Origin of the sequence: Streptomyces sp. NPDC102406 (genome assembly GCF_044765725.1) — a bacterium.
Lineage (GTDB): Bacteria > Actinomycetota > Actinomycetes > Streptomycetales > Streptomycetaceae > Streptomyces.
In genome coordinates, this window is sequence record NZ_JBIWKP010000002.1 from 850,975 (window position 1) to 877,657 (window position 26,683).

Annotated in this window: 33 protein-coding genes; 24 read left to right on the forward strand and 9 right to left on the reverse strand. The window is 71.7% G+C overall.

The features are described from left to right. Nucleotides 1-175 precede the first annotated feature (175 nt). From ACIRF8_RS12470 to ACIRF8_RS12485, 4 genes are all read left to right on the forward strand, one after another. The gene (locus ACIRF8_RS12470) at nt 176-490 is read left to right on the forward strand and encodes a hypothetical protein (protein WP_404213780.1); all 315 of its coding nucleotides are present in this window, start codon (nt 176-178) and stop codon (nt 488-490) included. A 205-nt stretch (nt 491-695) separates the two neighbouring features. After that, nucleotides 696-1,208: an ATP-binding protein gene (locus ACIRF8_RS12475; protein ID WP_404213782.1), complete on the forward strand. Its 513-nt coding sequence runs from the start codon at nt 696-698 to the stop codon at nt 1,206-1,208. A 103-nt stretch (nt 1,209-1,311) separates the two neighbouring features. Next, the gene (locus ACIRF8_RS12480; protein ID WP_404213783.1) at nt 1,312-1,908 is read left to right on the forward strand and encodes a TetR/AcrR family transcriptional regulator; all 597 of its coding nucleotides are present in this window, start codon (nt 1,312-1,314) and stop codon (nt 1,906-1,908) included. Between the two features lie 118 nt (nt 1,909-2,026). After that, nucleotides 2,027-3,214 carry an MFS transporter gene (locus ACIRF8_RS12485; RefSeq protein WP_404213784.1) on the forward strand — a complete coding sequence of 396 codons (1,188 nt, stop codon included), beginning with the start codon at nt 2,027-2,029 and terminating at the stop codon, nt 3,212-3,214. 12 nt (nt 3,215-3,226) lie between these two features. Here ACIRF8_RS12485 and ACIRF8_RS12490 read toward each other — a convergent pair whose 3' ends face one another. The 3 genes from ACIRF8_RS12490 to ACIRF8_RS12500 form a co-directional block, all read right to left on the reverse strand. Next, nucleotides 3,227-4,483, reverse strand: a complete 1,257-nt coding sequence (locus ACIRF8_RS12490) for an ROK family protein (RefSeq protein WP_404213786.1) — start codon at nt 4,481-4,483, stop codon at nt 3,227-3,229. 117 nt (nt 4,484-4,600) lie between these two features. Next, complete coding sequence (locus ACIRF8_RS12495; RefSeq protein WP_404213788.1) at nt 4,601-5,461, reverse strand: ketose-bisphosphate aldolase; 861 nt, start codon at nt 5,459-5,461, stop codon at nt 4,601-4,603. 52 nt (nt 5,462-5,513) lie between these two features. Continuing rightward, nucleotides 5,514-6,398, reverse strand: a complete 885-nt coding sequence (locus ACIRF8_RS12500) for an SIS domain-containing protein (protein WP_404213790.1) — start codon at nt 6,396-6,398, stop codon at nt 5,514-5,516. Between the two features lie 152 nt (nt 6,399-6,550). On the opposite strand from ACIRF8_RS12500, the gene ACIRF8_RS12505 reads away from it, so the two are divergent. The 3 genes from ACIRF8_RS12505 to ACIRF8_RS12515 all read left to right on the forward strand — a co-directional run bounded on the left by ACIRF8_RS12505 (nt 6,551) and on the right by ACIRF8_RS12515 (nt 9,452). After that, complete coding sequence (locus ACIRF8_RS12505; protein ID WP_404213792.1) at nt 6,551-7,330, forward strand: DeoR/GlpR family DNA-binding transcription regulator; 780 nt, start codon at nt 6,551-6,553, stop codon at nt 7,328-7,330. A gap of 86 nt (nt 7,331-7,416) precedes the next feature. Then, nucleotides 7,417-8,622 (forward strand): MFS transporter, encoded by a 1,206-nt coding sequence (locus ACIRF8_RS12510; RefSeq protein WP_404213794.1) that lies wholly within the window; start codon nt 7,417-7,419, stop codon nt 8,620-8,622. Between the two features lie 92 nt (nt 8,623-8,714). Then, nucleotides 8,715-9,452: a maleylpyruvate isomerase family mycothiol-dependent enzyme gene (locus ACIRF8_RS12515; RefSeq protein WP_404213796.1), complete on the forward strand. Its 738-nt coding sequence runs from the start codon at nt 8,715-8,717 to the stop codon at nt 9,450-9,452. Between the two features lie 21 nt (nt 9,453-9,473). On the opposite strand, the gene ACIRF8_RS12520 is transcribed toward ACIRF8_RS12515, so the two are convergent. Beyond that, entirely contained in the window at nt 9,474-9,884 is a 411-nt protein-coding gene (locus tag ACIRF8_RS12520; RefSeq protein ID WP_404213798.1) for a MarR family winged helix-turn-helix transcriptional regulator, read from the reverse strand. Between the two features lie 86 nt (nt 9,885-9,970). Here ACIRF8_RS12520 and ACIRF8_RS12525 point away from each other — a divergent pair, with 86 nt between their 5' ends. Further along, nucleotides 9,971-11,470, forward strand: a complete 1,500-nt coding sequence (locus tag ACIRF8_RS12525) for an MFS transporter (RefSeq protein ID WP_404213800.1) — start codon at nt 9,971-9,973, stop codon at nt 11,468-11,470. A 205-nt stretch (nt 11,471-11,675) separates the two neighbouring features. On the opposite strand, the gene ACIRF8_RS12530 is transcribed toward ACIRF8_RS12525, so the two are convergent. Next, nucleotides 11,676-12,410 carry a TetR/AcrR family transcriptional regulator gene (locus tag ACIRF8_RS12530; RefSeq protein WP_404213802.1) on the reverse strand — a complete coding sequence of 245 codons (735 nt, stop codon included), beginning with the start codon at nt 12,408-12,410 and terminating at the stop codon, nt 11,676-11,678. A 166-nt stretch (nt 12,411-12,576) separates the two neighbouring features. On the opposite strand from ACIRF8_RS12530, the gene ACIRF8_RS12535 reads away from it, so the two are divergent. Further along, nucleotides 12,577-13,032, forward strand: a complete 456-nt coding sequence (locus ACIRF8_RS12535; RefSeq protein ID WP_404213804.1) for a nitroreductase family deazaflavin-dependent oxidoreductase — start codon at nt 12,577-12,579, stop codon at nt 13,030-13,032. A gap of 5 nt (nt 13,033-13,037) precedes the next feature. Here ACIRF8_RS12535 and ACIRF8_RS12540 read toward each other — a convergent pair whose 3' ends face one another. Continuing rightward, on the reverse strand, nt 13,038-14,261 hold the full coding sequence (locus ACIRF8_RS12540; protein WP_404213806.1) for a geranylgeranyl reductase family protein: 1,224 nt from the start codon (nt 14,259-14,261) through the stop codon (nt 13,038-13,040). Between the two features lie 144 nt (nt 14,262-14,405). On the opposite strand from ACIRF8_RS12540, the gene ACIRF8_RS12545 reads away from it, so the two are divergent. Next, a complete protein-coding gene (locus tag ACIRF8_RS12545; RefSeq protein WP_404213808.1) occupies nt 14,406-15,767 on the forward strand; it encodes a dipeptidase in 1,362 nt (453 codons plus the stop codon). Nucleotides 15,768-15,834: 67 nt separating this feature from the next. Continuing rightward, nucleotides 15,835-16,572, forward strand: a complete 738-nt coding sequence (locus ACIRF8_RS12550) for an MBL fold metallo-hydrolase (RefSeq protein ID WP_404213810.1) — start codon at nt 15,835-15,837, stop codon at nt 16,570-16,572. A 4-nt stretch (nt 16,573-16,576) separates the two neighbouring features. Here the strand turns inward: ACIRF8_RS12550 and ACIRF8_RS12555 are convergent, their stop codons facing one another. From ACIRF8_RS12555 to ACIRF8_RS12565, 3 genes are all read right to left on the reverse strand, one after another. After that, nucleotides 16,577-17,572 (reverse strand): NUDIX domain-containing protein, encoded by a 996-nt coding sequence (locus ACIRF8_RS12555; protein WP_404213812.1) that lies wholly within the window; start codon nt 17,570-17,572, stop codon nt 16,577-16,579. After that, a complete protein-coding gene (locus ACIRF8_RS12560) occupies nt 17,569-18,942 on the reverse strand; it encodes a hypothetical protein (protein ID WP_404213814.1) in 1,374 nt (457 codons plus the stop codon). Before ACIRF8_RS12560 ends, ACIRF8_RS12555 begins: the two co-directional genes overlap by 4 nt. Before the next feature lie 428 nt (nt 18,943-19,370). After that, nucleotides 19,371-19,730: a hypothetical protein gene (locus ACIRF8_RS12565; protein ID WP_404213816.1), complete on the reverse strand. Its 360-nt coding sequence runs from the start codon at nt 19,728-19,730 to the stop codon at nt 19,371-19,373. A 226-nt stretch (nt 19,731-19,956) separates the two neighbouring features. On the opposite strand from ACIRF8_RS12565, the gene ACIRF8_RS12570 reads away from it, so the two are divergent. The 13 genes from ACIRF8_RS12570 to ACIRF8_RS12630 all read left to right on the forward strand — a co-directional run bounded on the left by ACIRF8_RS12570 (nt 19,957) and on the right by ACIRF8_RS12630 (nt 26,682). Beyond that, nucleotides 19,957-20,220 (forward strand): helix-turn-helix domain-containing protein, encoded by a 264-nt coding sequence (locus tag ACIRF8_RS12570; protein ID WP_404213818.1) that lies wholly within the window; start codon nt 19,957-19,959, stop codon nt 20,218-20,220. A gap of 3 nt (nt 20,221-20,223) precedes the next feature. After that, nucleotides 20,224-20,523 (forward strand): DNA-binding protein, encoded by a 300-nt coding sequence (locus ACIRF8_RS12575; protein ID WP_404213820.1) that lies wholly within the window; start codon nt 20,224-20,226, stop codon nt 20,521-20,523. 91 nt (nt 20,524-20,614) lie between these two features. Further along, nucleotides 20,615-21,022: a hypothetical protein gene (locus tag ACIRF8_RS12580; protein WP_404213822.1), complete on the forward strand. Its 408-nt coding sequence runs from the start codon at nt 20,615-20,617 to the stop codon at nt 21,020-21,022. Then, nucleotides 21,019-21,852: a hypothetical protein gene (locus tag ACIRF8_RS12585; protein ID WP_404213824.1), complete on the forward strand. Its 834-nt coding sequence runs from the start codon at nt 21,019-21,021 to the stop codon at nt 21,850-21,852. Before ACIRF8_RS12580 ends, ACIRF8_RS12585 begins: the two co-directional genes overlap by 4 nt. After that, nucleotides 21,849-22,052, forward strand: coding sequence for a hypothetical protein (locus tag ACIRF8_RS12590; protein ID WP_404213826.1), 204 nt, complete (start codon nt 21,849-21,851; stop codon nt 22,050-22,052). Before ACIRF8_RS12585 ends, ACIRF8_RS12590 begins: the two co-directional genes overlap by 4 nt. Beyond that, nucleotides 22,049-22,420 carry a hypothetical protein gene (locus ACIRF8_RS12595; protein WP_404213828.1) on the forward strand — a complete coding sequence of 124 codons (372 nt, stop codon included), beginning with the start codon at nt 22,049-22,051 and terminating at the stop codon, nt 22,418-22,420. The genes ACIRF8_RS12590 and ACIRF8_RS12595 overlap by 4 nt, the downstream gene beginning before the upstream one ends. Beyond that, on the forward strand, nt 22,417-22,887 hold the full coding sequence (locus ACIRF8_RS12600) for a hypothetical protein (RefSeq protein ID WP_404213830.1): 471 nt from the start codon (nt 22,417-22,419) through the stop codon (nt 22,885-22,887). The genes ACIRF8_RS12595 and ACIRF8_RS12600 overlap by 4 nt, the downstream gene beginning before the upstream one ends. After that, nucleotides 22,884-23,306 (forward strand): hypothetical protein, encoded by a 423-nt coding sequence (locus ACIRF8_RS12605; RefSeq protein ID WP_404213832.1) that lies wholly within the window; start codon nt 22,884-22,886, stop codon nt 23,304-23,306. Before ACIRF8_RS12600 ends, ACIRF8_RS12605 begins: the two co-directional genes overlap by 4 nt. Further along, nucleotides 23,306-24,181, forward strand: coding sequence for a hypothetical protein (locus tag ACIRF8_RS12610; protein WP_404213834.1), 876 nt, complete (start codon nt 23,306-23,308; stop codon nt 24,179-24,181). Before ACIRF8_RS12605 ends, ACIRF8_RS12610 begins: the two co-directional genes overlap by 1 nt. Further along, complete coding sequence (locus tag ACIRF8_RS12615; protein ID WP_404213836.1) at nt 24,181-25,290, forward strand: hypothetical protein; 1,110 nt, start codon at nt 24,181-24,183, stop codon at nt 25,288-25,290. Before ACIRF8_RS12610 ends, ACIRF8_RS12615 begins: the two co-directional genes overlap by 1 nt. After that, nucleotides 25,287-26,018, forward strand: a complete 732-nt coding sequence (locus tag ACIRF8_RS12620; protein WP_404213838.1) for an exonuclease domain-containing protein — start codon at nt 25,287-25,289, stop codon at nt 26,016-26,018. Before ACIRF8_RS12615 ends, ACIRF8_RS12620 begins: the two co-directional genes overlap by 4 nt. Continuing rightward, entirely contained in the window at nt 26,018-26,410 is a 393-nt protein-coding gene (locus ACIRF8_RS12625) for a hypothetical protein (protein ID WP_404213840.1), read from the forward strand. Before ACIRF8_RS12620 ends, ACIRF8_RS12625 begins: the two co-directional genes overlap by 1 nt. Next, nucleotides 26,407-26,682 (forward strand): hypothetical protein, encoded by a 276-nt coding sequence (locus ACIRF8_RS12630; RefSeq protein WP_404213842.1) that lies wholly within the window; start codon nt 26,407-26,409, stop codon nt 26,680-26,682. The genes ACIRF8_RS12625 and ACIRF8_RS12630 overlap by 4 nt, the downstream gene beginning before the upstream one ends. Nucleotide 26,683: the final 1 nt, after the last annotated feature.

The window sequence follows — 26,683 nt, forward strand, 5'->3', positions numbered from 1 at the left end:
AACATGCCTTTGGGCGACTCAAAGGCACGCCTGGCACAGCGAGGAACGCCAGTGCGAGGGGGCGCACATTCCGGATGCGCCCACTGCTTCACACCGCGTCCACATGCGTACTGGTGCTCCTGGCCAGGTGCATGCAGACTGCACCGCACGAACGCATACGAGGGGGCGAGAAGGCATGGCGGAGCCGGAGTTCACGGCGACGGGCGTGCGGATCGGGCGGCGGCTGCGTTCGCTGACCCGGGCCGGGCAGGTCCGGATCGCGGGCGGCAGGCTCGAACTGCTCACGAGTTACGGCAGCGAGATCGACAGCGCGCCCTTGCGTGAAGTCCGCGCGAGCAAGCCCTGGTTCGGCTCCGAGGACCGTGCGACGGCGGACGTGGAGGGCAGGCGGTACCTGCTGCGGCTCGGCGGCCGCAGCACGGACACGGGGCCGCCGACGGCCCGTACGTTCATCGAGGCCGTCCGCAGCGCCGCGGCGCGCACGTCCTGACGTCTCCCGCACGGACGGTGACCGCCGCGGTTGCACGCCCGCACCCCCTGGGCCACGCTGGTCACACATCACTACTCAGGGTGCACCGGCGATCACGCTGCGAACCAGCCCGCCGGGACAAACCGCGGGCGGTCCTGCCACACGCGTGATCGCTCCGCTCGATCCGTTCTCGTCCTCTTCCGACCTCATTCGGGGAGTCGCAGCCGTGATCAGCCAGCCGAGCAGGCATTGCACGGTGGAGCTCCAAGCCCTGCCGTCGCGGATCGGACAGGTCCGCAGAATCGTATCGGCGCAGTTGCGCTACTGGCATCTCGATCCGTTGGTGGACCTCGCGGAACTCGGCATCACCGAGCTCCTGACGAACGTTCACCGACACGCCGAGCCCGACAAGATGTGCACCGTCGAGATGGAGCTGCTCAAGGAGCGGCTGACGCTCTCGGTGTACGACCACGACCCACGGCTCCCCGTGGTCCGCGCCACGGACTCGTTCGCGACCTGCGGTCGCGGTCTCGCGATGGTCGCCGCGGTCAGCGAGAGCTGGGGGGTGCGCCCGCACGGTGCGGACGGCAAGGTCGTCTGGTTCACCCTGCCCGCCCCCTCCCCGGCGGCGACCCCACCGCCGCCACCGGTCTACGGAGCGACGGCCACCCTGTGCGCCGGCACGCCCGAGCGGCCCCTGTCGGAACGCGCTCCCGCCCGGTCGGCCGTCGCAGGCTGACCGGGCGGTGACACGCCGGCTCGATCTCCCCGGCAGACGGCACCGGCCGCGAGCGGAGCCGCCGGTATTGCACCGAGCGTTCCAAAACCGGTACGGTCCTCCCATGGCCCGGCCGAGGACGTTCGACGAGGAGCGGGCCCTGGACGCGGCGATGCACGCCTTCTGGGAGAACGGCTACGAGGCCACTTCCACGCAGGACCTGTGCACCGCCACCGGCCTGGGCCGCAGCAGCATCTACAACACGTTCGCCAGCAAGCACGAGTTGTTCCTCCGCTCACTGACCCGCTACATCGAGAGCACGACGGCGGACCAGATGGCCGTCCTGGAGGACGCGGAGCGGGCCCCGCTCGACCGTCTCCGCGCCCTGTTCGCGCTGATCGTCGACACCGAGATCGGCACGCGCAGGGACGGCCGCAGCCGCGGCTGCCTCACGGTGAACACCACCGTGGAGCTCGCGGGGCGCGACCCGGAGACGGCCCGGACGATCCAGCGCGACCTCGAGGTGCGACTCGCCGCCCTGGCGGCCACCGTCTCCGCGGGACAGCGGGACGGCACGATCGCCTCCCGCCGCTCCCCCGCCGAACTCGCGCGCTACCTCAACACCGTGATCGGCGGGATGCGCGTCCAGGGCCAGGGCGGCGCCGACCGCACCGCCCTGGAGTCCACCGCGCGGATCGCCCTCGACGCTCTCTCGCACTGACCCCACCCGAGCCCCCTTCCCGACCAGCGGCGACCCGAGAACCGGCGCACGCCCCGCCCGCTCATGCCCCAATTTTGTACTGGTCTATCCAAAACCGCGTCCCCCGGAGGACCGCCTCATGCCCCGTGCCGTCTACGTTCTGGCCTTCGGCATCTTCGCCATGGTGACCGGTGAGTTCGTCGTCGCGGGCCTGATGCCGCAGATGGCGCACGGCCTGGGCGCGACGATCGCGCAGATCGGCTATCTCATCACCGCGTTCGCCACGGCGATGGCGTTCGGGGGGCCCTTCCTCACCGTGGCCCTTCTCAAGGTCCCGCCACGACGCGCCCTGTTGCTCCTGTTCGCCGTCTTCCTCGCCGGGAACGTGCTCGCCGCGACAGCGACGACGTACGCCGTGATGTTCGCCGCGCGCCTGGTGACCGGTGTCGCCTCGCAAGCCTTCTTCGGTGTCGCGCTCGCCCTGTGCGCGCAGCTCACCCGGCCCGAGGTGCGGGGCCGCGCCGTGTCGGTGGCGCTCAACGGGCTGATGCTCGGCACCCTGCTCGGGCTGCCCCTGGCCACGTACGTCGGCGAACGGCTCGGTTGGCGGGCCGCGTTCTGGGTCGTCTCGGCGCTCGCGGTGCTCGCCGCGGCGGCGACGGCCCTCGGCGTACCGGACCTGCCGATGAACGGGAGCGCCGGACGGTTGCGCGCCGAGTTCGGGGTGTTCAGGTCGGCCCGGCTGTGGCTGACACTGTCCACCAGCACGCTGGTGATCGGCGCGACGTTCGCCGCGTTCAGCTACCTCAACCCGATCCTCACCCGGATCTCCGGCTTCGGCGCGGGCACCGTGCCGCTGCTGCTCGTGGCGTACGGAGCGGCGACCGTCGTCGGCAACATCGTCGTCGGACGGCTCGCCGACCGGCACACGCTCACGGTGCTGCTCGTCGGCCTGGCCCTCAACTCCCTCTTCCTGCTGGGCTTCGCGCTCCTCGCGCAGGTCGGCGCGGCGGCCGTGCTGTGCATGCTGGGCATCGGCCTCGTCGGCGTCACCATGAACCCGGCGATGGCGGTGCGGGTGCAGCGCAGGGCGAACGCGGGCGCGCTCGTGAACTCCGTGCACACCTCGTTCATCACGTTCGGCATCGTCGTGGCGACCTCGGTGGGCGGCGTCGCCATCGACGCGTACGGGCTGCGGGCCCCGCTCTGGCTCGGACTGGGGCTCGCCGTCCTCGGAACGGCCACTTTGGTACCGGATCTGACGGAGCGTCGGAAGAAGACGGTCGCGGTGACCACGGAGCCGCGGCGGGCCCGCGCGCCGGTCTGAGCCTCTGCCGCCTCAGGTGCCCGTGAGGGCGCCCAGGGGGTCGTCGAGCACGGGCTGCCAGGCCAGTTCGGCGGCGCCGACCAGGCTGTTGTGGTCGAGCGTGCACGCCAGGATGGGGACGCCGCCGCTGCGCCCCCACAGGCTGCGGTCGGCCACGACGGCGCGCAGCCGCTCGGGGGCCGCCTCCAGCAGGCTGCGGTGCAGCCCACCGAGGATGATGCGGTCCGGGTTGAGGATGTTGACCAGACCGGCCAGGCCGAGGCCGAGCCGGTCGACGAGGGTCTCGACGGCCCCGCGCACCCCGAGGTCGTCCGGGATCTCGCGCAGCAAGCCGTAGGCCTGTTCCAGGAGCGAGGCGTCGGAGTCCGGGGTGCGGCCCGCGGCGACGAGGAAGGCCAACGGGTCGGCCTCGACGTCCAGACAGCCGCGGCTGCCGCAGTGGCAGGGGCGGCCCTCGGGGTTGACGGTGAGGTGCCCGACCTCCAGGGCGAGGCCCGCACTGCCCGTGTGCAGACGGCCGTCGATGACCAGGGCGCCGCCGACGCCGCGGTGCCCGGTGGCGACGCACAGCAGGTCGCGGGCGCCGCGCCCGGCGCCGTGCCGGTGCTCGGCGAGCGCGGCGAGGTTGACGTCGTTCGCGGCGAAGGCGGGGATGCCGAGGTCGGCCTCGCGCACGCAGTCGGCGAAGATCTGCCGCACCGGGGACCCGGCGGGCCAGGCCAGGTGCAGCGGGTTGAGGGCGGTGCCCTCGGGCTCGGCGACGGCGGACGGCACGGCGAGCCCCGCGCCGACGCAGCGCCGGCCGGTGGACTCCAGGAGCCGCACGCCCGCCTCCACGGCCGAGCGCAGCACGTCCGCCGGGTCGGGGTCGATGATCTCGCAGCCGGGGGTCGTGGCGACGATGCGGCCCCCGAGTCCGACGAGCGCCGCGCGGTACCCGTCGGCGTGCACCTGCGCGGCGAGGGCCACAGGGCCGTCCTCGGCGACCGACAGGCGGTGCGAGGGACGGCCCTGCGAACCGGCGGCGGCGCTCGGCCTGGCGTCGATCCGGATGAGGCCGAGCGCTTCGAGTTCGGCGGCCACGGCGCCCGCGGTGGCGCGGGTCACGCCGAGTTCGGCGGTGAGGACGGCGCGGGTCGGCGCCCGCCCGGTGTGGACGAGTTCGAGCGCGGGACCGAGCGCGCCGCGGCCCCGTTCCAGGCGCGGTGGCCGCGCGGGCCCGCCGCCTGACGTGTGGTCCCCGTCCCCGGAGGCCGCCCTGCCGCCCATCAGCAACTCCTCGCCCTGATCACGGTCAGGAATGGTAGCCGGTGAACACGGGCCGCCCGGTCGGCGAACCCCGCGGCTCCGCCCGGGCCACGGAGCGGGAGCCGCGGAGGGCCGCCGTCAGCCCCGCAGGACCGTGATCAGTTCGCCGACGGTACGGGACATGGCCTCGCGCCCGACCGTCAGATACGTGCGGGAGTCGACCGCGTCCGGGTGCGCCGCCAGGAACTCCCTGATGGCGGCGGTCATCGCGATGTTCAGCGCCGTACCGATGTTGACCTTGGCGATGCCGCCGCGCACGGCCGTCGCCAGTTCGTCGTCGGGCACCCCGGAGGAGCCGTGCAGCACGAGCGGCACGCCGAACGCACCGAGCGCCTCGGCGAGCCGCTTGAGGAGGTCGTGGTCGAGGGTGGCGGTGCGGGTGGTCATGGCGTGCGAGGAGCCGATGGCGACGGCGAGGGCGTCGACCCCGGCGTCGGTCACGAACGCGCGGGCCTCCCCCGGGTCGGTACGGGCGCCGGGCGCGTGCGCGTCGAGCGGCGCGGCCCCGTTCTTGCCGCCGACCTCGCCGAGTTCGGCCTCGACCCAGAGGCCGTTGGCGTGGCCCCAGTCGGCCGCGGCGCGGGTCGCGGCGAGGTTCTCGTCGTAGGAGAGGCGTGCGGCGTCGTACATCACCGAGCTGAATCCGGCGTCCACGGCCTGCCGCAGCAGCTCGTCGCTCTGTACGTGGTCGAGGTGGAGGGCGACGTCGACCCGGGCCTGTTCGGCGACGGCCGCCGCGGCCCGGGCCAGTGGCAGGAGGCGTCCGTAGCGGTAGCGGACCGCGTTCTCGGAGATCTGGAGGATGACGGGCGCGTCGACGGCCTCGGCGCCCGCGACGACGGCCTCGACGTGTTCGAGCGTGATGACGTTGAAGGCGGCGACGGCACCGCGCCGGTCCGCCGCGGCGCCGACGAGCGTCCCTGTTGCTGCGAGGGGCACTGCCCCCTCCTTTCCGGTGGCCGGCGGTAGGCCGGCGAGGGCGGGGCGGTCGTCAGTCGGCGGAGAGGATCACCGAGCGTGTGAGGTGGCGGGGCCGGTCCGGGTCGAGGTTCTGGCGCGCGGCGACCGCGACGGCCAGGCGCTGGGCGCGGACGAGTTCGGCCAGGGGGTCGAGGCGGCCCTCGACCCAGTGGGCGCCGGTCGCGGCGACTTGTGCGGCCAGCCCCTCGGGGGCCTCGCCGAACATCCAGGTGGCGGTGCCCGCGGTGGTGACGCTGATGGGGCCGTGGCGGTACTCCATCGCCGGGTACGCCTCGGTCCACGACAGGGACGCCTCGCGCATCTTCAGCGCGGCCTCGTTGGCCAGGCCGACGGTCCAGCCGCGGCCGAGGAAGGTGAACTGGCCGCATTCCACGAGCCCTTCGGGCAGCGGCTGCGTGAGCGCGGTGCGCGCGTCGGCGACGGCCTGCTCGGTATGGAGTCCTAGGTGGGCGCGGAGCAGGGTGAGCGCGGTGGTGGCGAAGCGGGTCTGCACCACGGACCGCTCGTCGGCGAAGTCGAGGACGACCAGGTCGTCGGCGGCCGTCCTGACGGGTGTGTCGGGGTCACCGATGATCGCGGTCGTGCGGACCGTGCCCTTGAGGGCGGCCAGCAGGTCGAGGACCTCGGTGGTGGTGCCGGACCGGGTCAGCGCCACCACCCGGTCGTAGGTTCGCCCGGCGGGGAACTCGGACGCGGCGAACGCGTCGGTCTCGCCCAGTCCCGCCCGCTCCCGCAGGGCGGCCGCGGCCTGCGCCATGAACCACGAGGTGCCGCAGCCGACGATCGCGACGCGCTCCCCCTTCACCGGAAGCGCCGCCTCGTGCGCGGGCGCCAGTGCGGCGGCGCGCGTCCAGCACTCGGGCTGGCTGTTCAGCTCGTTCTCGACATGGCTCACGCCGTATCCACTCCCCTGGCCGCCGTGCGACGCAGACGCGCCGCAGATGCTTGTTCCTGCAAGATATAGCGAGCTTTCAATCAGTATCAAGCATTCACGCGCAAACGGCTAAGGTCGGTCCGTCTGAGCCGATCGACGATTGGAGGCCGCGGATGTCCCGCGACGCCCGCTGGAAGTCCCTCCTGGAGCTGCTCGTCGAGCGGGGCCGCCTCGACGTGGAGGAGGCGGCGAGCGAGCTGGGCGTCTCCGCGGCGACGATCCGCCGCGACTTCGACCAGCTCGCCGAGCAGCAGATGCTGGTGCGCACCCGAGGCGGCGCCGTCGTGCACGGCGTCAGCTATGAACTCCCCCTGCGCTACAAGACCGCCCTCGGCGCCGCCGAGAAGCAGCGCATCGCCAAGGCCGTCGCCGAACTCCTCGCCCCCGGCGAAGCGGTGGGCCTCACCGGCGGGACGACCACGACGGAGGTCGCGCGGGCGCTCGCCGTCCGGCCCGACCTCTCCTCGGGCACCCCGGCGCTGACCATCGTCACGAACGCCCTGAACATCGCCAACGAGCTGGCGGTGCGCCCCCAGTTCAAGATCGTGCTGACCGGTGGCGTCGCCCGTCCGCAGTCCTACGAGTTGATCGGCCCGCTCGCCGACGGCGTCCTGGGCCAGGTCACGCTGGACACGGCGGTACTCGGTGTCGTGGGCCTCGACGTCACGCACGGCGCCTCCGCGCACGACGAGGCGGAGGCCGCCATCAACCGGCTGCTGTGCGAGCGGGCGCGGCGCGTCGTCGTCGCGGCGGACTCCAGCAAACTGGGCCACCGGGCGTTCGCGCGGATCTGCGACCTCGCACAGGTCGACATCCTCGTCACGGACACGGCGGCCGACAAGGAGATGCTCGGCCGGTTCGAGGAGACCGGGATCCAGGTCCTCGCGGTCTGAACGCCCCGCCCCGCGCGCCACTCCCACCGGTCCCGCGACCCCGAACCCCCTTGTCCCGAACGGAGACCCGCCTCTACCCTGACTTTGTGCCGCGATTGAACAAAGTAGGGACCGTCAGTGTCGACGGCCCGCCCTCCCCGTCCCCTTCCCTGACACGCCTGCGTATCGCCCTCACCGTCTTCTTCGCGCTCGACGGGTTCGTGTTCGCGGGGTGGGTGGTGCGCATCCCCGCGATCAAGGAGCAGACGGGAGCGTCCGCGAGCGCGCTCGGGCTCGCCCTGCTCGGGGTGTCGGCCGGCGCCGTCGTCACGATGATGCTGACGGGCGGGCTGTGCCGCCGGTTCGGCAGCCACGCGGTGACCGTGGCCTGCGGCGTCCTGCTCCCCCTCACCGTCGCCCTGCCCCCGCTGACCCACTCACCGCTCGCGCTCGGCCTCGTCCTGCTCGTCTTCGGGGCGGCGTACGGCGGGATCAACGTGGCGATGAACAGCGCGGCCGTCGATCTCGTCGCCGCCCTCGGCCGGCCGGTCATGCCGAGCTTCCACGCCGCGTTCAGCCTCGGCGGCATGGTGGGCTCGGGCCTGGGCGGCCTGGTCGCGGGGCACCTCTCCCCCACCCGGCACCTGCTGGCGATCACCGTGATCGGGCTCGTGGTCACCGCCGCGGCGGCGCCGGCCCTGCTGCGCCACACGCCGCCGCGGCCCGCCCGGCCCGCCCAGGACGACGCGCCGCGCCGCCTCGTGCGCGGCACCCGCGGCCTGGTCGTCGTCTTCGGGCTCGTCGCCCTGTGCACGGCCTACGGGGAAGGGGCCCTGGCCGACTGGAGCGCGCTCCACCTCGAACAGGACCTGCACGCCCACCCGGGCGTCGCCGCCGCCAGTTACTCCTGTTTCGCGCTCGCCATGACCGTCGGCCGGCTCTCCGGAACGACGCTGCTCGAACGGCTCGGCAGGACGCGGACGGTGGTGTGCGGCGGGGCGACCGGCGCGGCCGGGATGCTGCTCGGCTCGCTCGCGCCCTCGGTGTGGCTGACCCTGGTCGGCTTCGCGGTCACCGGGCTCGGCCTGGCCAACATCTTCCCCGTCGCGGTCGAGCGGGCCGGGGCGCTCGCGGGCCCCACCGGCGTCGCCGCGGCGTCGACCCTCGGCTACGGCGGCATGCTGCTCGGGCCGCCCGCGATCGGCTTCATGGCGGACTGGTTCTCCCTGCCCACGGCCCTGACGAGCGTGGCGCTGCTCGCGGCGGTGGCGGCGACCATCGGCTTCACCACCAGGAACGCGGCCACGCCCTGAGCCGCGCCCGCCGCTTCACGCCTTCCGCCTCCGGGGCGCCCGAATGCTGAAATCCGTACCGCCGGGCGCACGTCAGCGACCACACTCGCCCCATGGAGATTGCCGAACACCTTCACGTCCTGGACACCGAGGGCCGCCGGCTCGCGGCGGCGGCCGAACTGGCGGGCGTCGACGCCAAGGTGCCCACCTGTCCCGGCTGGCAGATCCGCGACCTGCTGCGGCACACGGGCATGGTGCACCGCTGGGCCGCGGCGTTCGTCGCCGAGGAGCATCGCTCGTACCACCCCGACGGGGGCCTGCCCGACCTCGACGAGGAGCCGCTGCTCGACTGGTTCCGGCAGGGGCACACGTATCTGGTGGAGACGCTGACGCAGGCACCGCCCGACGTGGCGTGCTGGTCGTTCCTGCCCGCGCCCACGCCGCTCGCGTTCTGGGCGCGGCGCCAGGCCCACGAGACGACGGTGCACCGGATCGACGCGCAGTCGGCGCTGACGACGGCTCCCGACCCGATCTCCGTCGACGTCGCGGTCGACGGGATCGAGGAGTTGCTGCTGGGGATGCACGCCCGGGACAAGAGCCGGGTGCGGTCGGACGAGCCCAAGGTGCTCCGCGTCCGCGCGACGGACACCGAGGCGATATGGACGGTCCGCCTCTCGCAGGATCCGCCGGCCACCGAGCGGGGCGAGGCGGGCGAGGCGGACTGCGAGCTGGCGGGACCCGCGGCGCGTCTGTACCTGTCGCTGTGGAACCGGCTGCCGTTCCCGTCCCTGACGGGTGACGCGTCGGTGGCCGCGCTGTGGCGGGAGCGCTCCGCGATCACCTGGGGCTGAGGCCGCCCCGGCAGCGGGACGTCAGGCGCCGGGCTCCAGCATCCGGCTCAGGACGGCCCGCTGCACCGGCCGCACCTCGCCGTGCAGTGCGCGCCCCTTCGGGGTGAGGCAGACCCGCACACCGCGCCGGTCCTCGCTGCACATGCCGCGCTCCACGAGCCCGTCCTTCTCCAGCCGGCCGATGAGGCGGGACAGGGCGCTCTGGCTCAGATGGACCTGGGCGGCGATCTCCTGCACCCGGAAACCGTCCGAGCCGTCCTCCGCCGGGCCCTCGGCGAGCACGTCGAGAACCTCGAAGTCGCTCGCACCGAGGCCGTGTCGGTGCAGTTCACGGTCGAGCTCGCACATCGTGCGCGCGTGTACCGCGAGGATGTCCCGCCATTGCTCCACGAGGCCCGACGGGGCCGTGGCTTCCGACTTTCGTGCCGCCATGAGCGCACCGTAGCAGAAAAAGCCGCTTTGTTGCATCGGCATTAAATGCACTTGCACTCAATGCATGTGCATGTACTCTGCTCCGCATGACTTCTCCGCTCACCACCGCTCCGTCCTCCGCCGAGGCGTCCCAGGAGCGTTGGTCCCCCCGTCTGTGGGGGACCCTTCTCGTCCTCTGCGCCGCGATGTTCCTCGACGCGCTCGACGTGTCGATGGTCGGTGTGGCCCTGCCCTCGATCGGCTCGGAACTCGATCTGTCGACCTCGACGCTGCAATGGGTCGTCAGCGGCTACATCCTGGGCTACGGCGGCCTGTTGCTGCTCGGCGGACGCGCGGCCGACCTGCTCGGACGGCGCCGCGTCTTCCTCGTGGCGCTCGGCGTCTTCGCGGTCGCCTCCCTGCTCGGCGGGCTCGTCGACTCGGGGCCGCTGCTCATCGCGAGCCGCTTCATCAAGGGGCTGAGCGCCGCGTTCACCGCACCCGCCGGTCTCTCGATCATCACGACGACGTTCGCCGAGGGCCCCGTCCGCAACCGCGCCCTGTCCATCTACACCACCTGCGCCGCCACCGGCTTCTCCATGGGCCTCGTCCTCTCCGGCCTGCTGACCGAGGCGAGCTGGCGCCTGACCATGCTGCTGCCCGCGCCGATCGCCGTGATCGCGCTGCTGCTCGGCCTCAAGCTGATCCCGCACAGCGCCAAGGAGGAGAACCACCGCGGCTACGACATCCCCGGCGCCGTCACCGGCACGCTCTCCATGCTGCTGCTGGTCTTCACCGTGGTCCAGGCCCCGGAGGCCGGCTGGGGATCGGCCCGCACCCTGCTCTCCTTCCTGGCCGTCGCCGTGCTTCTGACCGTGTTCGTCCGCATCGAGCGACGCTCGCCCGGGCCGCTGGTCCGCCTCGGTGTCCTGCGCTCCGGCGCGCAGATCCGCGCCCAGCTCGGCGCCATGACCTTCTTCGGCAGCTACGTCAGCTTCCAGTTCCTCGCGACCCTGTACCTCCAGTCGCTGCTCGGCTGGTCGGCGCTGAGCATGGCCCTCGCGTTCCTGCCCGCGGGCGCCCTCGTGGCCCTGTCGTCGACGAAGGTCGGCGCGATCGTGGACCGCTTCGGCACCCCCCGGGTGATCGCGGCGGGCTTCGCGCTCATGGTGCTCGGCTACGCCCTGTTCCTTCGCATCGACCTCGAACCGGTCTACGCGGCCGTCATCCTGCCGACGATGCTGCTGGTCGGCGCGGCCTGCGCCCTGGTCTTCCCCTCGCTCAACATCCAGGCCACCAACGGCGTGCACGACGACGAACAGGGCATGGTCTCCGGCCTGCTCAACACCTCCGTGCAGGTCGGCGGCGCCATCTTCCTCGCCGTGGTGACGGCCGTGATCACCGCGAACGCCCCCGACGGCTCCTCGCCGCAGGCGGTCCTGGACAGCTTCCGGCCCGGCCTGCTCGTCGTCACCGGGGTCGCCCTCGCGGGCCTGCTGGTGACGTTGACCGGACTGCGCACGCGTGCCCCCCGGAACTCCGTCGTCGTGCGGTCCGCAGCGCGGGAGACGGTGGCCGAGGAGGAGCGGCTGGCGCTGCGCGACTGACGCGCCGGCCCAGCCGGCCGGGGCGCGGCTCCTGGGACCGGGCCGCGAACTCGGCGAGCAGACGCCGCATCACGCCCGGCGGGAGGAGCGCGTCGCCCCCGTCCCACCACGCTGCGCCACGGCGGCCCGTCCCAGGCGTGGGGCGGACCGCCGTCGGGCCTTCGCCGCTCGTCCACCCGGGGGGACGCCGCACCGGATCAGGCCGTCACCTCATCAGGCCGACACCCCGGGCGAGCCCCGTCGCGGCGTGGGCGAAGAAGGCGGCGCGGTCCTCGACGAGCCGGTTGAACTGGCCGAACACCTCGAAGCTGACGAGCCCGTGCATCTGGGCCCACGCGGCCACGAGTGCGATGGCCACCTCCGGCGGCAGGTCCGGCGCGAGGTCGGCGGCGAGCCGCCGCGCCTCGGCGCCCACCCCGGGCGTCAGCGGGGGCAGCGCCACGCCCCCGTCCTCGTGGGCTTCGCGGACGATGCCGATGAGCAGCAGGCCGACCCGGGCCGCGGCCGGCACCGTGCTCATCGGGGCGTGGTAACCGGGTACGGGCGAGCCGTAGATGAGCGCGTACTCCTGGGGGTGCTCCAGCGCCCAGCCGCGTACGGCCTGGCACACCGTGACCCAGCGGCGGGCCGGTGTCGGCTCCTCGCCCACCTCGCGGAAGGCGGCGTCCGCCGCCTCCGCCGCCGCGCCCAGGGAGTCGTACGCGTCGACGATGAGGGCGGTCAGCAGGTCGTCGCGGCTCGGGAAGTAGCGGTACAGGGCCGAGGAGACCATGCCGAGTTCACGGGCGACGGCGCGCAGCGACAGTTCGGCGGCGCCGTCGGCGGCGAGTTGTCTGCGCGCCTCGTCCTTGATGGCGGCGGTGACTTCTTGACGTGCGCGGGCGCGGGCGCCCTGCGTGGCACGCGGGGGCGTGCTGCGACTCGTACGGCTCGTGCTCATGGCGCCAGTGTCCCACGGAGTCGGAGCACCGCCCACGTTGTGGAGCGGCGCACTAAAAAGAGAGCACTGCTCTTGCCTTGGATCACCGATCTCGTGCAGACTGCTCTCGAGCGAGAGCGGTGCTCTCATCCGGAGAGCACCGCTCGCTTCACCACTGGGGGTCTCGATGTCCACGTCCGCACATGTCCGCAAGCCCGGCTGGTTCACCGTCAACGTCATGAACCGGGCGATGGCGTGGCTGTCCCGCCGGGGCATCAGCTTCCGCGGCTCCCGGGTCCTCGCGGTACGCGGCCGCAAGAGCGGCGAATGGCGCACCACCCCGGTGAACCCGCTGGCCTTCGAGGGCGAGCAGTACCTCGTCGCCCCCCGCGGCCACGTGCAGTGGACGCACAACATGCGGGCGGCGGGCGGCGGCGAACTGCGCCTCGGCAAGCGCGTCCAGGAGTTCACCGCGACCGAGGTCTCCGACGCCGAGAAGGTGCCGGTGCTGCGTGCCTACATCACGCTCTGGAAGTCCGAGCTCGGCGTCTTCTTCAAGGGCGTCACGCCCGACTCCGACGACGAGGAGATCCGCGGCATCGCCGCGGACCACCCCGTCTTCCACATCACGCTCAAGGACTGACGCCCTCAGCGGTCCAGCCGCGCCAGCGCCCGCCCCGCCAGCGGGTGCGTCCGCACCAGTTCACCGAGGGTCGTCGAGCCCCGGGTGATCCGCGCGAACGCGTTCCACGCGGGGCGGAACCCGGTCAGCGCCGCGTGCAGCAAGCCCGGCTTGCGCTCGAAGGCGGTCAGCATCCGCTTGCCGACGGCCATCTCGACGCCGAGCCCGGCCTTCACGGCGAACGCGTAGTTCAGCGCCTGGCGGCGGGCGTCCACCGCGTCGTGCGCCTCGGAGATGCGTACCGCCCACTCCCCGGCGAGCCGTCCCGAGCGCAGCGCGAACGAGATGCCCTCGCGGGTCCAGGGTTCGAGCAGCCCCGCCGCGTCGCCGCAGACGAGGACCCGGCCGCGCGAGAGCGGCGAGTCGTCGGCGCGGCAGCGCGTCAGGTGCCCCGAGGAGATCGCGGGCTCGAACCCGGCGAGCCCGAGCCGCCCGATGAAGTCCTCCAGGTACCGCTTGGTGGCGGCCCCTTCGCCGCGGGCCGAGATGACCCCGACGGTCAGAGTGTCGTCCTTGGGGAAGACCCAGCCGTAACTGCCGGGCATCGGCCCCCAGTCGATGAGGACGCGGCCGCGCCAGTCGTCGGCGACCGCCTGCGGGACGGGGATCTCCGCCTCCAGGCCGAGGTCGACCTGGTCGAGCTTGACCCCGACGTGCGCCCCTATCCGGCCGGCGCTGCCGTCCGCGCCGACCACGGCGCGCGCGAGCACCGTCTCACCGCCCTGAAGAACCACGGCGACGGTACGCCGGTCGGGTACCGCGGAGCCGTGCTGCTCGACGCGCGAGACCGTCACGCCGGTCCGCAGCTCCGCGCCCGCCTTCTGCGCGTGCTCGACGAGCTGCGCGTCGAACTCGGGCCGGTTGATGAGCCCGAACAGCATGTTCTTGGAGCGCCGGGTGCGCGCGTACTTGCCGTTCAGGGAGAACGTCACCGCGTTGATCCGGTCCTTCAGCGGCAGCTCGAAGCCGGGCGGCAGGGCGTCCCTGGAGGGGCCGATGATGCCGCCGCCACACGTCTTGTAGCGCGGGATCTCCGCCTTCTCCAGGAGCAGGACACGGCGTCCGGCGACCGCGGCCGCGTAGGCGGCGGACGCCCCCGCGGGGCCGGCACCCACCACGACGACGTCCCACACCTCCATGGTCCGCTCGTCGTCCATGTCGTTGCCGTCCGTCGAGTTCTCGCTGCTCACGATGGTCTACTGCTCCCGATCCAGCCGCCTGCCGCACGTTTCCCAGGCATCCTACGGCGGGCCGCCGCGTGACCCGCTGCGGGAGGATCATGCGAGGATCGTCGGCACACCCTGTACAACGTCGCACCCACGAGGAGCGTGCCCATGTCGCCGCATCCGATCGCCGAGACCGTCGCCTCCCTGCTCCCGCGGGCCAAGGCCGAACTGGCCGAGCTGGTGGCCTTCAAGTCGGTGGCGGACTTCGCTCAGTACCCGAAGAGCGAGAGCGAGGGCGCGGCGAACTGGGTCGCGGACGCGCTGCGCGCCGAGGGCTTCCAGGACGTGGCGCTGCTCGACACCCCGGACGGCACCCAGTCGGTGTACGGCTTCCTGCCCGGACCGGCGGGCGCGCCGACGGTGCTGCTGTACGCGCACTACGACGTGCAGCCGCCGCTGGACGAGGAGGCGTGGGTGACGCCCCCGTTCGAGCTGACCGAGCGCGAGGACGGTCGCTGGTACGGGCGCGGCGCCGCCGACTGCAAGGGAGGCGTGCTCCTGCACCTCCTCGCGATCCGCGCGCTGAAGGCGAACGGCGGGGTCCCGGTCAACGTCAAGGTCATCGCGGAGGGCTCCGAGGAACAGGGCACCGGCGGCCTGGAGCGCTACGCCGAGCAGCACCCGGAGCTGCTGCGCGCCGACACCGTCGTCATCGGCGACGCGGGCAACTTCCGCGTCGGTCTGCCCACCGCGACGGCCACGCTGCGCGGCATGACCCTGGTCCGGGTCACGATCGACACCCTCGAAGGCAATCTGCACTCAGGCCAGTTCGGCGGCGCGGCGCCCGACGCGCTGGCCGCTCTGGTGCGCGTACTGGACTCGCTGCGCGCCGAGGACGGCTCCACGACCGTCGACGGACTGGAGCCGTCCGCGCCCTGGGAGGGGCTCCAGTACGAGGAGGAGGCGTTCCGCAAGGACGCGAAGGTGCTCGACGGGGTCGAGCTGATCGGTTCCGGTACGGTCGCCGACCGCATCTGGGCGCGGCCCGCCGTGACCGTGCTCGGCATCGACTGCCCGCCGGTGGTCGGCGCGACGCCGTCGGTGCAGGCCGGTGCCCGCGCGCTGATCAGCCTGCGGGTGCCGCCGGGCACGGACGCCGCCGAGGCGACGAAGCTCCTGATGGCGCACATCGAGGCGCACACCCCGTGGGGCGCCCGGGTGCGGGTCGAGCAGGTCGGCCAGGGCCAGCCGTTCCGCGCGAACACCGCGAGCCCCGCGTACGCCGCGATGGCCGAGGCGATGGCGGAGGCGTACGACGGCCAGGAGATGCAGTACGCGGGTCAGGGCGGTTCCATCCCGCTCTGCTCCACGCTGGCCTCCCTCTACCCGGAGGCGGAGATCCTGCTGATCGGCCTGAGCGAGCCGGAGGCGCAGATCCACGCGGTCAACGAGAGCGTCTCGCCCGAGGAGCTGGAGCGGCTGTCGGTGGCGGAGGCGCGGTTCCTCCAGAAGTACGCGTCCGTCAACTGACGCGGCGCTTCTCTGCCGAGAGCCGAGGAGTACGCGGTCGTGTCCGCCGCCTTCGTACGGTCGCCGTATGACGACCTACGAGCCGACGGACACGATCGATGTCACGCCCCGCCTTCGCCTCCTGCGCTTCCCCGTGGGGCAGGCGTATCTGTGGCGCGACGGCCCCGAGGTGACGCTGATCGACGCGGGCGCTCCCGGCGCGGCACAGCCGATCGCCGAAGCGGTACGTGACTGGGGGCACGCCCCCGAGGACGTACGGCGGATCGTGCTCACGCACTTCCACGAGGATCACGCGGGCGGCGCGGGGGAGTTCGCGCGGCTGAGCGGGGCCGAGGTGTACGCGCACCGGCTCGACGCGCCGTTCGTGCGGGGCGAGGGGCCCGAGCCGGTGCCGGTCCTGGAGGACTGGGAGCGCGCGATCCACGAGCAGGCGCTGACCCAGCTCCCAGCCCGCCCGGCGCACCCGGTACTGCCCTCCTCGGTGCGGGAGTTGGCGGACGGCGATGTCCTGGACTTCGGGGGCGGGGCCCGGGTGGTGGGCGCGCCGGGCCACACCGACGGCTCGATCGCGCTCGAACTCCCCCTGCACGGCGTCCTGTTCACGGGTGACGCGGTGGCCGCGCATCCGGCGGACGGGCAGGTGATGCTCGGCGTGTTCAATCTGGACCGGGGCCGGGCCCTCGCGTCCTTCCGGCGGCTGGCCGCCCTCGACAGCGACGTGGCGTGCTTCGGGCACGGGGACCCCGTGGTGGGCGGGGCGGCGGCAGCGCTGCGGGCGGCGGCGGAGACCTACGAAGCCGCCTGACCCGTCAGCCGACGGGGATCCCGGCCTCCAGATAGTGCACACGGCCGCGTTCACGCGCGCGAAGGGCCCAGCGCAACCGCTCGAAGCGGATCGGCGGCAGCAGCCCGGCCGCCTCGCTCTCGCTGACGAACCGCCAGTCCCGCAGCTCCGGCCCCGGCAGCAGGACATGGCGCGCGGTGTCACGCGTCAGGTGTCCCCCGTCGAAGAGCAGCCGCAGCCCGCCGTAGCGGGGCGGCACGGGCGGCTCCCAGTCGACGACCAGCAGCCGTGGTACGTCGACGAGTCGGATCCCGGTCTCCTCGGCGACCTCGCGCACCCCGGCCCGGGCGGGCGCCTCGCCCCGTTCCACGACACCGCCGGGGAACTCCCAGCCCGGCTTGTACGTGGGGTCGACGAGCAGCACGCGCTCCTCGTCGTCGAAGAGCAACACCCCCGCGGCGACCGTCTCGGCGGTCGGCTCAGGGGTCTGCACGATGTCGCACAGCGGGGCGTCCCCGGTCCGCAGCGCGGCGGCTATCCGCACCGCGGTGTCGTACGGGGAGAGCGCGCCGTTGTCGACGAGGTAGGCGTCCCCCGTCAGCCAGCCCGCGAGGGCGGCGCGGTAGGGCTCGATGTCGGCGGGCGGTTCGCCGCCGGGGTCACGCGCGCGCAGGATCGTTTCCCCTGGAGCAAGGAGCACATGGCACACAGGGATCCGGCGGGCGGCGAGAGCGCCGAAGATCTCGTCCCGGTACTCCTGGCGCAGCAGTCCCATCGGCACCACCAGCACCCCGCCCAGTTCGGCGAGGAGAGCGGCGGCGGTGTCCACGACGAGCCGCCGCCAGATCGGCAGGTCCTGGCGGTCGCTCACCTCGGCGAGCCGCTTGGCCGGCAGCAGCCGCTCCAGCTCGCCGTCGATCACGTCGGGGTCGAAAAGCGTGCAGTTCGGGATCAGATCGCTCAGTTCCCGTGCGGCGGCGGTCTTCCCCGCGCGGGACGCACCGTTGACCCAGACGATCATTCATACTCCAAGACGGGTAGGCCGCTGAACAGCGGCGGAGCGGGTGACACAAGGTCATCTGGGAGCGGCATGGGAAACGGAGGTGTCCACAACCCCGCGCCCACTATTTCCTTCTCCCATACACCCTGGAGATACGCCACGATGCGCTCCTCCATTGCGACCGTCACCTCGCTGTAGACACCCTCCATGCCTGGAAGCTCATGCCCCTGCCTCGCCTCAACAGCCACGCGCGGGATGTCTCCCGGCTCGTCCAGCTTGGCCTTCGCCCAGTGCCGCAGCCGGTAGATGTCCTCCTCCGCCATCTCCGGCACAGGAGGAATCGCAGGGCGGGCCCATCGTTTGTAGCGCGGTTCAGTGCCTCGCTGCTTCGCGCCGTCGCGGATCGGATACCAGTAGTCCCGGTCGAAGTCCGCGCCCAAGAGCGGCTTGCCAGTCACCGACAAGAAGGTCCACGGCTTGTCGTGCGATGCCAGCAACGCCCCATGCATCTCATGCAAGAAGGGTGGGATCACCAGTGTTCGCCAACTGTCGTACTTCGGCGCGGCCAGCACTGACCTCGGGCCGTCCTTGTACGTCTGGTACTGCACCCGCAGTGCATGCATTGCCTCGTACCTCTGCGTGGCTTCCTCACGCAGTTCGGCGTCGGGCTCGGAGGCTGGCCAGTACGGCGACGAGTAGCCGCGCTGGAGGCCGTACATCTCGCCGGGCGGACGCATACCGGTGAAAGCCAGGGTCCAGATGTACGCCCATCCGGTGAACCCCCACAGGGTGTGGGCATTCACGGCAAGCTGATGGATCGACTGAATCGACAACTTGCGCTTGACACGGCGGACTTGCTTCTTCTTGTACCGGCCGCGGCGTCGTTGCTCCACAATGGGCGACTCCTCGCGAAGCTTGTACTTCAGCACCGCATCGTCCATCAGCATCTTGAACATGCCGAGGACGCCCTTGGCGTAGTTGTGTGAATACTTACCCGCGACGTACCGCTGGAAAGCGTCGTACTCGATCGGCGTGATCTCATCCACGGTCCACGACCGCCAGTACGGCTTGATGACCGCGTTCAGCCGGGACGCGTAGGTCCTGTTCGACCTGACGCGTAGGTCGACTTCCCTGAACCAGAGATCGCAGTAGTCCTGCATCCCCAGGCGGGTGGACGCCTTCGGCCTGTTCCGGCGGTTGCGTACGTCCGACTCGCGATCGAGGCCGTACTCGTACGCTGCCTGCTCGTCCTGGAAGGGGACGCCAGGCTCTGGCCCCGAGGCGCTCTCGTACCGCTTCTTCTTCGTCGGGTTTCCGTCACTGTCGAGGACGTACTCGCCGCTCCACCACTTCACGCGGATCGATTTGCCGCGGACTTCTACATAGGGCATACGCCATCCCCCGAGGTGGTTGGTGCGGAGGTCCGGCGGGTACCCCTACCGCCGGCGACTCCCACTGACTGCTTCTCTACGATGCCTGTCCGATGGGGCAGCCGCCGCAGATTCCGCAGTCGCGTCCTTCAGCCTTCATGAACCGCCTCACGCGCTCCTTGTTTGCGCGGTCGGTAGCGGCCCTGGAGGACAGGACACACACCATCTCCCCTGCGATCTGGGTTGGGTATCCGAGGACCCCAGGCCCTAGATCAAGGTGGATGACATTACTCACCGGTCCCCCTTATATCGCTTGCGGGACCTCCCCGGGTGGACGGCTAGATTTACACGACAAATGCAGTAGCGCGAGGGGTTGTTGAGGTTTAACCCAACAGTCCCACATCACGATTAGGTAACGGCGAAAAGGTTGTACGGCGACGCCCACAACTTCAGCCGCCCTTCACCGACCCCGCCCTGCGCAGGACCTCTACGAGCTGATCACTGAACGCGTCGAGGTCACCAATCGACGCCATTGGCATCGTGACCCTCGCAGCCTCGAACGCGGCACGACGTAGTTCGTCTGCATCCAGGGGTGCCGTCGACGGCGCGACGACGTCGCGGCGATCGGCGAGGAGGGGCTCACCGCCTTCGGCGACGGTGACGCAGCTACCGACGGTCCAGCCGAGCGCCTTGTCCACCTTGGCGAGTTTGGCCTCCTGAACCTCCAAGCCCTCTTCGACGCGCCGCCAGGTGTCCTTGCTGATCCCTGCCGCCGCCGCTGCCGCCAGACGTGAGGGATACAGCTCCATGCGGTGTGCCTTCACGCGTTTCGCGAGGCGGCCGAGATCACGAGTTGCCATGTCGACATCTTGGCAGGCCAGGCCAGTTCCAACCAGTTCCAGCTAGGTAAAAGGCTGGTTCCTGCACAGGTAAACCTAACCAAGGCCAGCCGCGCCCATCCATGCGGACGGTTCCGCGCGACTTAAGGCTAACTAAGGCTAGACAACCAGAGCTAACTAAGGCTAGTTTCTCTGCATGCACCAACCGCTGACCTTCGAGGTCAACGCGGACGCGATCCGAGAGGAACGCATGCAGGCGGGGATGAGCCGAGGACGACTGGCAGAACTGGCCAAGGTCACCGAGCGCTACGTCGGCCATCTCGAACGAGGCACCCGCAGACGCATGCAGCCCCCGACGTTCGCACGCCTCCGCGACGCCCTCGGCACGACCGATGAACGCCTCACGTCACCTCGCCCCACCGAGGACAGCCCCCCAACTCCGCCCCCAGAAAGGGAATGACCCATGGCCACCAAGGCCTACGAGTTGTACGGAAAGCCGGTCCCTCCTCAGGACCCGACCCAGGACGTCATGACCGTCCAGGAAACGGCCTACGTCCTGCGGTGCAGCGTCTCCTGGCTGCGCCGCTTCCTCAAGGACAAGCCGCACCTGCACGGCCGCAACGGAGAGCGCGGCCGTATCACCACCAGCCGCGAGCAGCGCGTTGCGATTCACCAGGCCCGCAGCGCTGGCGACCCGCGCGCCGGCCGAGCGATGCCCCGTCGGCGCGCAGCTCTACGGAAGCCAGCTCTCGCCGGTTCCTGACCCCTTGAACGCGCCGAAGGGCCGCCGCGACTTTCCCGGCCCGGCGACCCCCGACTACGGCGCCCCGACACACAGAGAAACGAGGCCACCGATGGCTCAACAGCTTACGGAACGCCCACCCACCAGCATCTCCAGCCTCCCCCGGATCTTCCGGGCGGCTGCGCGGATCCTCGCCACGAACGGTCTGAATCAGGGCGACTTCGTCCGTGACACGTTCGACCGCGAGTCGACCATCCTGCACGCCGAGCGTCCGATGTCGATCGTGGCTGCGCTGTCCTGCGCGGTGACGGGTGACCCGCACACCCCGTCGGCCGAGTCTCGTGAGGCGGTCAGGGTGCTGGCGCACCGGCTGGTCGTGCGGAGTGAGGGGCCGTACGGCGAGGACGGGCTCGCCCTGGCGTTCCACGTGGATGAGTGGGGTGACGTCGAGGGTCGTACGACGGAGTCTGCCGTGTCCGTGCTGGAGGCGGCGGCGGACGCGTGCGAGGTGTCGGCATGAGCGAGCAGACCACCCCCGTACGCACCGACGAGCTCCGCCAAGGCGATCGCGTCTGGCACCCCTTCGACCTCGTCTGCTTCACCATCGCTCACGAGCCGAGGCCGGAGACCGGGCTGCACTTCGAAGGCGAGCCCGGCCTGCGGGTGACGGGTACCACCGACCGCGGCGAGACCGTGCACGTAGACGTCGCCCCGGCGTACGAGTGGCACCGCGGACCGAAGGCCGCCAAGGAAACGAACGCCCCGCTGGTGGTGAACACCACCGACGGCACGTGCTGGACGCGCCGCATGTCGACGCGCGGAGGGCTGGCTCTGTACGCGCTGGCCGAGGTGCCGACCTGCCCCGACGTCGTGATGGCGACGTACGAGGAGCTGGCCGAGCACGGGATCGCCGGGACCGCGGACGCGCTGCCGATGCCGGTGGGTCCGGCGCCGCAGGGTGATCCGGTTGCTGCCGGGCGCGGCTTGGATCTGCTGGCGCTGATGAACGAGCGTGCGGCGTCGGTCGTTAGCCCCGTGCTCGCGGGGGTGCTGGCTGAGGCGGAGCGGCTGCGGGCTCGGGTCGCCGAGCTGGAGTCACGCTTCCTGCCGAAGCTCTGCAAGTGCGGGCACACCGGCCTGTTCCACACGGTGGCGGCCCCGCACTCGTGCTTCGCGGGGAAGTGCCGCGGTGCTGAGCCGTGCGATTGCGGCTCGTACCGGCAGCTTTCGTTCGCTGAGGCCGAGCGTCGAGTGGCCGCTCGGCACGCCGCCGAGTCGGCGGATCGGTTGACGACGCTGCTCGTCCCGACGCGGGTCCTCCGCGCTGGCGAGACCGGCGGTGCCTCGTGAACGGCCCCGCCGCGGTCTGCCTCGCCGCCTCCGCCTACGCGGCCAGCCTCGTGCCGTTCTTCCTCCTCGTCGACGCCGAGCACCTGATGCCGCGCGCGCTCCGCGAGGCCCCGGCCACCGCGCGCGCCGCCGCTGAGCGTGCCGCGCTGACGGCCGCTGCTCTCCTCCTCCTCACCGCACCGACGGGGGCACACCGATGACGCACCGCATTGAGGGCCCGTTCCCTCTCACCCTCAAGGCCACGGCCAACGGCGCCGAGCTCGGCCTCCGCACGTGGCTCGTCCGCTCCCTGTTCCTGGAGCTCTTCGAGGACGCCGACGCCGATCAGGAGTCGTTCGCCGCTGAGTTCGCCGACATGCACGCCCTGTCGCAGGCCGCGCAGCGCCACGGCGCCGACAGCCACGAGCGGCACGAGTTCGACGAGCGCATGAACCAGATGATCGACAAGTACGCGGACGGCGGCACGGTCGAGGTGTACACGACGGGCGTTGGCCAGCTCCTGGCGGCGGCCCGTGAGATCGCGGCGGTCCGGCCGGTACGGGCTCAGCGCGAGGCAGGTGCCGCGTGAGCACCCTCGACTTCTTCGACCCGGGCAACACCTATCAGCGTCGCCGCTGGCTGTTCCAGTGCCTCGCTGTGTCACCGAGTCCCTTCAACGGCGAGATCAGTGCGGTCGGTTGGCTGTACCGGCCGGGTGAGCCCGCGACGGCGACCGCCCTGGACCCGGACGACTGGGAGCATGCCGGCTGGGTCGAGACCGCAGCGGCGGGCGACGAGGAGAAGGCCACCGGCACCGCGTCGGCGACGGCCACTCCCGCTGGGCCGCTCGGCGCCGGAACCCGCAACCGCCTCAACCTCCTCCGCCGCACCGTCACCGAGAACCGCGGCGAGTGGCCGACCCGCCGCGCGCAACGCCTCTACGAGCACACCTACGGGCCCGGCGACTGGCACGCCACCGCCCGCCGCGACCTCCAAACCCTCCACGGCGAGGGCCTCCTCGTCCTGCACTACCCCACCTGGAAGGGCCGCCCGTGAACCGTCACACCCGCGTCGACCACGCCGCGGCTGCCGCCACGCTCCGCGGCGTGCCGGGCACATGGCTGCCCATCGGCGAGTACCGCAACAACCTCACCGCCCGCTCCATCGCCACCGTCATCCGTACCGCGTCGGGACCGTCCGGCAGCCCCTACCAGCCCTCCGGATCCTGCGAGGCACGCCTCGTCCCCACGGAGGACGGCACGGTCGTCGAGGCCCGCTACGGCGGGCGGCGGACGATGCGCCAGTCGACCGACACCGAGCGTGTCCTTGGCCAGATCGAGCGCGGTGAGGTCCGTGCCGGACGTGACGCGGCCCGTGAGATCGCCGCCCGCGCCGAGGCCGCGTACGGCGCTGTCTGGCCTGCCGACCACGCACGGGCCGAAGCGCTCGCAGCGGTGAAAGGCGGTGGCGCCTGATGACGACGACCGTGCAGGCCGGGGCCCCCGCCCCCACCGGCGCCGACCGGATCCCCAAACCCTCCCAGGGCTGGTACCGCGTCCCCGGCACCGACATCAAACTCCGCCGCGTCACCACAATCCTGTCGCAGGGATTTCCCAAGCCGCAGCTCGTGTTCTGGGCCGCGAACCTAACCGCGGCCGACGCGTTCGCCACGCTGCCCACCCTCGTCACCGCCTCTCTGCGGCCGGCCGAAAGGGAGGCCGCTTACGACTGGCTACGCAAGGGCCACATCCGCAAGAAGGACGAGCGGGGCGACATCGGCAGCGCCGTCCACGACGTCATCGAAGCGAAGGTCCTGGGCGAGCCGATCCCCGAGGCGTTCCTTCACGACGACAGCATCGCCCCCTTCATCGACCACTTCCTCCGCTTCGTCGAGGAGTGGGAGATCGAGTTCGAGGCGTCGGAGATGGTCGTCGGCAACATCCCCCACCGGTGGGCCGGAAAGCTCGACTACCTGTTCCGCTCCCGCCGTATCGCCGCAGCGCTGAAGGTGCCCGCGACGACGCTGTTCATCGGCGACACCAAGACCGGCGGCGAGCTCGACGAGAAGGGCGTGTACCCGGAGGCCGGGGCGCAGATGTCCGCGTACCGGCGGGCCGAGGTGGCGTGGCTCCGTGACGGCACGCAGGTGCCCATGCCGCGCGTGCATGACGTCGGGATCGTCCTGCACCTGCGCCCGGAGGGGTACCGCCCGATGCCGCTGAAGTGCGGCGACGACGTGTACGAGGCGTTCCGTCACGTGCAGGAAGTCGCCGAGTTCCAGCGCGTGCTGGCCAAGTCCGTTGTGGGTGAGGCCCTCACCCTCCCGACCATGGAAGAGAGGGCCGCCTGATGCCCATTCTTGATCTGCAAATGCGGATGCGTCAGCTCGGCGAGATCCGTATCGGCCACGTCGTTGCCGGAGTCTCCGCCAAGGGCAACGCGTACACCCGACCGGCCAAGCTCGACAAGTTCCGCTTCACCTCCCCCTCTCGGGAGATCCTGACCAGCGTCGCCGAGCTGTACGGCGGCGAGGTCAAGCCGTGGACCCCCGCGAACGGCGGACCGAGCGAGTTCGAGGTGTACTCCACCGCCAACAGGCTCCCCGTCCTCATTCCGCCGCGAGATGCCGTGTCGCAGTGGTACGAGCTGTACGCCGGGTCGCGGTGCCAGCGCCGATGTGACGGCGTCACCGAGCAGAAGTCCGACCGGCCGTGCATGTGCGACCCGGACGACCGCGAGTGCGCCATGACCACCCGCGTGAACGTGATGCTCCGCGACGTGCCCGCGCTCGGCCAGTGGCTGCTCGTCTCGAAGGGCTACCACGCCGCCGTGACCCTGCCCCCCGCGGCGGAACTCCTCGCGCAGGCAGGCGGCTACGTCGCCGGGTGGCTCGGGATGGAGGAGAAGACGGCCATCGTGAAGGACAAGCCGGCGCGGTTCAAGGTCCCAACCCTCGATGTGGAGATCACCCCGGCCGCCTTGATGGAGGGCAAGATCACTGGCGCTCCCGCAGTGGCCAAGGGCCCGGAGCGCGTGGCGATCGCTGGCGGGCGGCCGGACTATGCGGCGCTCTCCGCCGTCGCCAAGACAGCCGGGGACGTGGCCGCACTGTGGAAGCAGGCAGTCGACGCCAAGCACATGGACGATGCGCTCGCCGCAGTCCTGAAGGCCCGCGGCGAGGAACTGCGCGCTGGTGAATCTCCCGCGACGGAAGACGAGCCGCGCGAGGAAGCGCCGCCGTCCGAGCCGGTCGAGGTGGTGCACGACGTCGAGGTCGTCGAGGACGACGACGTCGAGGCCCTGTGGTTCCAGATCATCGCAGCAGCCGGACCGCTCGGGCTCACCACCGAGCAGGTCGAGCAGCGGTTCGCCGAAGCCAACGGCGGACTGCACCCGTCGACCGCTGCGGCATCGCGGCTCCGCACGTTCCTCGCCTCTCTGAAGGGGGCCCGCGCATGAGCTGGCACACCGGCCGACTGGCTGGATTTGATCTTGAGACGACTGGCATCAACGTCGAGACGGACCGCATCGTCACCGCCTGCGTCGTCCAGTGCGGCGGCGGCCACGACACCGCCTCCGGCACCTGGCTCACCGACCCCGGCATCGACATCCCCGAGCAGGCCGTCGCCGTGCACGGCATCACCACCGAGCGGGCCCGCGCCGAGGGCCGCCCGGCGGCCGAGGTCGTCGAGCAGGTCGTCGCCGCGCTCGCCGCGGTCGTCGTCTCCGGGGTCCCGGTCGTAGCGATGAATGCCGTCTACGACCTCACGCTCCTCGACCGTGAGGCACGTCGGCACGGTGTGCAGCCGCTCGTCGACATCGTCGGCGACGATCTGCGCGTCATCGACCCCCGCGTTCTAGACAAGAAGATCGACCGGTTCCGGCGCGGCGGCAGGAAGCTGACGGACCTATGCCGCACCTACGGGGTCCGCCTCGACGGCGCGCACTCGGCGGACGCCGACGCGATCGCCGCATGCCGGGTCGCGTGGCGGATCGCGTCCAACGAGCCGAAGCTCGCCGCGGCGTCGCTCGACGAGCTGCACGCGTGGCAGGTCGAGTGGGCGCGCGAGCAGGCCGAGTCACTGGCCTCGCACTTCCGGCGCACCTCCGGCAAGGAGGACCAGGCGCCGCTCGTGCGTACCGAGTGGCCGCTGATTCCCGCGCAGCGCACGGGCGGTGAGGCGTGATGTGGGGTCGCAAGCAGCAGCGCATCGCCGAACTGGTGGCCCGCGTCGAGCAGCTCGTCGAGGAGCGTGACGCCGCTCGCGCGGACGCTGCTGCCCTGCGCGGCACGGCTGTACGCGTCGCTGGACGGAACACCCAGCTCACCGAGCAGAACCAGCGGCTCACCGTGGCGCACGCGCAGCATGACGCCGACATCGACGCCACGCTCGCCCGCGTCGACCGCGCCCTCCGCGGCTGTGCCCGCTACCGCGCCGCGCTCGCCACCGAGGCCCGCCGCGCCGACCAGCTCCAGGCCCGCCTCGACGACGCCCTCGGCCTCAACACGCCGGGCGTCGAACGCGGCCAGCTCTGGCAGACGAGCCGCCAGGACAAGCCCCGCGAGGTGAAGCCGTGAGCCCGCTCCGCACCCTCCGCCAGATCATCGCGCCCACCGGACGCCACCGTGCCCCCGCTGCGGTGCTCGAGCAAGGGCCGCTCCTCGAGGAGACCACCCCGCGCGAGCCGCTCCTCGAGGAGACCGCGCTCGAGCAGCTCCTCGCCGTCGGCGACATCGAGCCCATCGAGTGCGCGCCGTGCCCCACCTGCGAGCGAACCACCTTCCACGCCATGCACGCCGATGGGTCCCGCACGTGCTGGACCTGCCGCACCACCACCCCGGGGGAATGAC